The 4581-nt window shown below is 68.0% G+C and carries 5 protein-coding genes and 2 pseudogenes; 2 read left to right on the top strand and 5 right to left on the bottom strand.

Going from position 1 to position 4581, the window contains the following annotated elements:
• Nucleotides 1-980: dihydrolipoyl dehydrogenase family protein (locus tag QOI01_RS34790; RefSeq protein WP_526388585.1), on the top strand; the 980-nt coding region annotated here is incomplete at its 5' end.
• On the opposite strand, the pseudogene QOI01_RS34785 reads toward QOI01_RS34790, so the two are convergent.
• The 3 genes and pseudogenes from QOI01_RS34785 to QOI01_RS34775 form a co-directional block, all read right to left on the bottom strand.
• Nucleotides 931-1385: pseudogene (locus tag QOI01_RS34785) on the bottom strand (hypothetical protein); the annotation flags it as partial. The gene QOI01_RS34790 and the pseudogene QOI01_RS34785 sit on opposite strands and share 50 nt — an antisense overlap.
• Nucleotides 1370-1753: pseudogene (locus QOI01_RS34780) on the bottom strand (SRPBCC family protein); the annotation flags it as partial. The pseudogenes QOI01_RS34780 and QOI01_RS34785, both read right to left, overlap by 16 nt.
• A complete protein-coding gene (locus tag QOI01_RS34775; protein WP_526388583.1) occupies nucleotides 1648-2520 on the bottom strand; it encodes a RecB family exonuclease in 873 nt (290 codons plus the stop codon). The pseudogene QOI01_RS34780 and the gene QOI01_RS34775, both read right to left, overlap by 106 nt.
• A gap of 74 nt (nucleotides 2521-2594) precedes the next feature.
• On the opposite strand from QOI01_RS34775, the gene QOI01_RS34770 reads away from it, so the two are divergent.
• On the top strand, nucleotides 2595-3428 hold the full coding sequence (locus QOI01_RS34770) for a class I SAM-dependent methyltransferase (RefSeq protein ID WP_526388581.1): 834 nt from the start codon (nucleotides 2595-2597) through the stop codon (nucleotides 3426-3428).
• Here QOI01_RS34770 and lppK read toward each other — a convergent pair.
• Together lppK and QOI01_RS34760 are read right to left on the bottom strand one after the other, a co-directional pair.
• The gene (gene lppK, locus QOI01_RS34765; RefSeq protein ID WP_526388579.1) at nucleotides 3425-3940 is read right to left on the bottom strand and encodes a lipoprotein LppK; all 516 of its coding nucleotides are present in this window, start codon (nucleotides 3938-3940) and stop codon (nucleotides 3425-3427) included. The genes QOI01_RS34770 and lppK overlap by 4 nt on opposite strands.
• Nucleotides 3941-3966: 26 nt before the next feature.
• A complete protein-coding gene (locus tag QOI01_RS34760) occupies nucleotides 3967-4464 on the bottom strand; it encodes an MTB12 family secreted protein (RefSeq protein ID WP_526388577.1) in 498 nt (165 codons plus the stop codon).
• Between the last annotated feature and the right edge of the window lie 117 nt (nucleotides 4465-4581).

Here is a 4581-nt window from a genome sequence, read left to right as displayed (position 1 = left end):
GGATCTTCCTCAACGTCGGCGGCCGCGCGATCGCGCCCGAGATCCCGGGCCTTGCCAACGTCGACTACCTCACCAACGTCGGCATCCTCGACCTCGACGTGGTTCCCGAACACCTCGTGATCATCGGCGGCAGCTACATCGGCCTGGAGTTCGCGCAGATGTACCGCCGCTTCGGTGCACGGGTCAGTGTCGTCGAGAGAGGCCCGAGGGTGACGGCGCGCGAAGACGAGGACGTGTCCGCCGCGATCCAGGAGATCCTCGAGGCCGAGGGCATCGACGTCCACGTGGGCGCAACACAGATGCGGATCGTCAAGCACGACAACGGGTCCGGCCGCTTCTATCTGTATCCCCGCGACGGTGCCGAGCCGGTCTCCGGCACGCATCTCCTGGTGGCGACCGGCCGGCGCCCCAATACCGACGACCTCGGGCTCGACGTCGCAGGGATCGAGACGGACGCGCGAGGCTACGTCAAAGTCGACGACCAACTCCGCACCAGCGCCGAGAACGTCTGGGCGATGGGCGACTGCAACGGCAAGGGCGCCTTCACCCACACGTCGTACAACGACTTCGAGATCGTCGCCGCGAACCTGCTCGACGACGACCCCCGCCGGGTCAGCGACCGCCTGCCGACCTATGCGCTCTACATCGACCCGCCGCTCGGCCGGGCGGGAATGACGGTCGACGAGGTCCGCAGGTCTGGCCGCAAGGCACTGGTAGGCAAGCGGTCCATGACGAAGGTCGGGCGCGCCGTCGAGAAGGGCGAGACACAGGGGTTCATGAAGGTCGTCGTCGACGCCGCGACCGAGGAGATCCTCGGTGCGGCGATTCTCGGCGTGGGCGGCGACGAGGTGGTCCAGGACATCCTCGACGTGATGACGGCGAAGCTGCCCTACACCGCCATCTCACGGACCGTGCACATCCATCCCACGGTCAGCGAGCTGGTGCCGACGATGCTGCAGGAGCTGAGACCGATCGATTAGGTTGCGCTGCAACGTTGTCCGCGACCACTTGCGGGGTCAGCACCGCGACGCGGGGTCCGAGGTGACGTCCCGTTACGAATTGCAGGGTCACCACGGCGACTCGGTGCCCGAGATGCTCGCAGGTTCGCACGTCGGCGGGGTGTACCCGGTCGGGATCGGCGTCGACATCGGTCTGCGTGCCCGCCCCCAGCCCAAAGCCAAGCCGGTTCAGGTCGTTCTCGCTGCCGGCCGCGCTGTTCCAGCCGGCGCGAGTCCGAGGTTGACCCAGTGCATGTGATGCTGGGCGGCGAACACCGCCAGTGACACCAGGGATTGCAATTTGTCGCTGCTCTTGGCCCCGGAGTTGGTGAAACCCGCTGCCACCTTCTCGCGCCACGTCCCCTCGAGACAAAACCGGTCGCGTTGGGCGCGCTGAGCCCGCGGTGGCTGAACCGGAGCAGCGTTCCCGTGCCGTCGGATTCGAGTTCATAGCGGACGACGCCGGGCTCGACGATCGCTTGGTGCCACTCGTGCTCGAACACGTGGGGCGGGTCCCAGACCGGGATCCGTCCCGTCATCCGCTTGAGATCTGGTGGCAGCGGCGGCCCGGTCGCCACAGTCTCGGTGCTTCCGCCCTCGCGGGGCTCGATCACTCCGTCGACTCCGAGCCGACGGTAGTAACAGTCGATCACGCCGCGGGCTCCGCGTGGTCTGCGGGCGAGGGCCAACCCGGATAGGGGGGCGGGGTGCCGCCGAAGGTTGGGCAGTGTTCGTGATGGGCGCACCAGTCGCACAGGCGCGACGGCTTCGGGCGGAAATCGCCTGTGATGCCCGCGGATTGGATGGCCTGCCACATCGCCATCAACGTCTTCTCGAAGCGGACCAGCTCGTCGAGGTCGGGCGTGTAGTCCAGCACTTGACCGTCGGCGAGATACAACAACCGGAGCCGCGCGGGCAGCACGCCGCGGGACCGCAGCAGCGCCACCGCATAGAACTTCATCTGGAACATCGCCTTCGCCTCAGCGAGCTCACGGGTTGCCGCGGGAGCCCTGCCCGTCTTGTAGTCCACCACCCGCATCTCACCGGTGGCGGCGACGTCGATCCGGTCGACGAACCCTCGCAGCAGCGTGCCGTCGGAGAGTTCGACTTCCACCCGCTGCTCGCAGCTCTCCGGGTCGAACCGCGTCGGATCCTCCAGCCGGTAGTACCCGGACACCAGCGCGCGGGCCTCGTCGAGCAGCTTCGCCCGCAGGGCGGGTTCCATGTCGTCGGCGAGCCCGGGGTTCGACGCGGCGACCTCTTCCCAGGCGGGCTCGACGAGGGTCATCGCGGTGTTCGGCACCCGGCTGGCAGCAGGGAGTGCATACAGGCGCTCGAGCGCGCCATGCACCACCGATCCGCGCACCTGGGCAGCGGACGACGGCTCCGGGAGCCGGTCGATGGCGCGGAAGCGGTAGAGCAGCGGGCACTGCTTGAAGTCGCTGGCGCGCGACGGTGAGAGCGCCGGACGCCTGCCCGGTGTACCGGGTGCGCTCGTTGCCGCAGCCGGGTCGTCGCTCATGGGGCAAGCGTAGGTTCGCCGTCCGACAACCCCAAGCATCAGCTCCGGCAGGTCTGCTGGCAGGCTGAACGGCTGTGAAGCGCACCGGTCCGTTCGACGTCGGCGATCGTGTCCAGCTGACCGATGCCAAGGGGCGGCACTACACCATGGTGCTCGCGCCCGGCGGTGAGTTCCACACCCACCGCGGCGCCATTACCCACGATTCCGTTCTCGGGCAGCCGGAGGGCTCCGTGGTGAAGTCGGCCAACGGTGACCCGTTCCTGGTGCTGCGTCCCTTGCTCATCGACTACGTGCTGTCGATGCCCCGCGGGGCGCAGGTGATCTATCCGAAGGACGCCGCCCAGATCGTGCACGAGGGCGACATCTTCCCGGGGGCCCGCGTTCTCGAGGCAGGCGCTGGTTCCGGGGCGCTCACCTGCTCGCTGCTCCGCGCCGTCGGCCCCGAGGGCGCGGTGGTGTCCTACGAGCTGCGTGAGGACCACGCGGTGCATGCGGAGCGCAACGTGACGACGTTCTACGGGGAGCGGCCACCGAACTGGGACCTACGGATCGCCGACCTCAACGACTACGACGACGGGCCCGAGGTCGATCGGGCCGTGCTCGACATGCTGGCGCCGTGGGAGGTGCTCGAAACCGTGGCGGCGGCCCTGGTCTCGGGCGGATTGCTGATGGTCTACGTGGCGACGGTGACGCAGTTGTCGCGGGTGGTCGAGGCCATGCGTGAGCAGTTGTGCTGGACCGAGCCGCGGGCGTGGGAGTCGCTTCAGCGCGGCTGGGACGTCGTCGGCCTCGCGGTGCGCCCGCAACATTCGATGCGCGGTCACACGGCGTTCCTGGTCAGCGCCCGCAAGCTCGCGCCGGGCACCGTGACGCCAGCGCCGTATCGCCGCAAGAGGCCAATGCCCTAACGGGTCGGCGGCGTTGCATCCACCAAGGGCAGCAGCTGATCGGCGGTGCGCTTGCTGAGCTGCCACGTGTCGCGTGTCGGAGTGAACTCCATGGGGAACGTGAATGGCTTCACCTGGGGATTCGGCGAGCCGATCGTGACTGTCGCGACGACGTGGCCAGGCTCTCCCGACCACGCCAGATCCTCTGCGTCGACGGTGAGCGGGTCGAATCCACTGGCCTTGAGCGCCTCGCCGTAGTTGGCCAGCGCGGCCTGGTCGACGCCGGTGGCGTACTGCACCAATGCGATCTTTTGCTCTGCGGGAATCGAAGTGTCCGCGAGTCGGTAGAGCACGCCCGTCAACTGATCGGCCGGGGGCAGGGGAGCGGGCGCAGGCGTGGACGGGAGTGAGGTATCGAGCGCCGGGGATTGACTCGGCGGTGGAGCCGAACGAGGTTCGTCGGCACACCCGGCAAGCCCGAGCGCCGCCACCAGGGTGACGGCGCTCAGGACGGCTGCTGGGGTGCTGCGCACCGGACGGGACTCAGTCGGGAAGCTGGTCAGCCTGCCGATGACAACAGCGACAGGGCGGACTGCTTCGACAGTTGCCACCCGGTCGGGCTCGGGCCGGCGATGAACGTGACGGGCTGGCTCTGGCTGACGCCGTTGTTCGCCGTGGCGGTCACGTTCGCGGTCGCGCTCCCGCCGTCCGAATCGACGTCGGCGACGACGAAGCTCAGCGGGAACAGGCCCTTGGCCGCAGCCTTGCTGTACTCGCGGTCCGCGGCGATGCTTTCGATTCGGCCCAGACCGCCCTCGATGTAGGTGGCCTTGGCGCCTGCGAAGGAGCCACCGCCTGCCAAACCGTTCAGGGTCTGCAACAGGGGCGCCTGGAGATCTGGCGCTGGTGCCTGCGGGAGCGGGATGCCCATCACGACCGGCTCGATGGCCGACGGCGCGCCCGAGCTCGCGTTCGATGCAATGGAAGTCACACCACCCGCTGCTGCCGCTACGACGGCGGCTGCTGCCATGCCGGTAACGAGGGTTTTCAGGATCACGGCTGTCCTTTCAATCGGGCCAACTCATCTCAGAGGCTAACAGTGTTGCTGGTGTGTCGAATTCCTACACCGCACACAAAGGCTGAATCGCCGGTAGCGTTGATGGTGTTACTGCAC

This window comes from Mycobacterium sp., assembly GCF_032162605.1.
Taxonomy (GTDB): Bacteria; Actinomycetota; Actinomycetes; order Mycobacteriales; family Mycobacteriaceae; genus Mycobacterium.
This window is presented reverse-complemented; position numbering and strand designations above follow the sequence as displayed.

Bases quoted from the DNA above. Each gene is read 5' to 3' on its own strand.
- QOI01_RS34775 (WP_526388583.1), bottom strand. From the start codon at position 2,520: ATGAGCGACGACCCGGCTGCGGCAACGAGCGCACCCGGTACACCGGGC.